General features: G+C 71.4%; 1 protein-coding gene. It reads right to left on the bottom strand.

Going from position 1 to position 741, the window contains the following annotated elements:
- Window positions 1–107: 107 nt before the first annotated feature.
- The coding region (locus GTR00_RS22065) for an SLC13 family permease (protein WP_276610405.1) at window positions 108–741 on the bottom strand (634 nt) is incomplete at its 5' end.

The raw sequence follows: 741 nt of genomic DNA, 5'->3' as shown, positions 1-741 counted from the left end.
GGTGCCGGGGGAGGGGGAGGTCCAGGTGCTCACGGTGCTCTCTCTCGGGAGGGACGTGCGGGGCCCTGCGGGGTCCTGCGGGGTCTGCCGGGCAGCGGCGCGGCGGGTCAGCCGAGGGGCACGACGCCGGTGGCGACGGCGGCGGCCAGCATCACCAGCGACAGCACGACGCTGCGCCAGATCACCTTCTTGTGGTGGTCGGCGAGGTCGACCTTCGCCAGCGAGATCAGCAGCAGCATCGCCGGCACCAGCGGGCTGGTGAAGTGCACCGGCTGGCCGACGATCGAGGCGCGCGCCATCTCCAGCGGCGTGATGCCGTACTCGGCCGCGGCCTGCGACAGGATCGGCAGGACGCCGAAGTAGAACGCGTCGTTGGACAGGAAGAACGTCAGCGGCATGCTCAGCACGCCGGTGATGACGGCCAGGTGCGTGCCCCACGCGTCGGGCACCACGGCCACGAGCCACTGGGCCATCGCGGTGTCCATGCCGGTGCTGGACAGCGCCGCGGTGAGCACGGCCGCGGCGAACACCATGGAGACCACCGAGACGATGCTCGTGGCGTGCTCCCTGATGCGCTCGGCCTGCTGCGCGGGGTTCGGGAAGTTCACCAGCAGCGCCAGCGCCGAGGCGGCCATGAACAAGAACGGCAGCGGCATGACGTCCATGCCGAGCAGCACCAGCAGCACCACCGTGAGCAGCGCGTTGAACCACAGCAGGCGCGGGCGCAGCGTGGGGCGGGTG

This window comes from Kineococcus indalonis (genome assembly GCF_009906395.1).
Classification (GTDB): domain Bacteria; phylum Actinomycetota; class Actinomycetes; order Actinomycetales; family Kineococcaceae; genus Kineococcus; species Kineococcus indalonis.
This window is presented reverse-complemented; position numbering and strand designations above follow the sequence as displayed.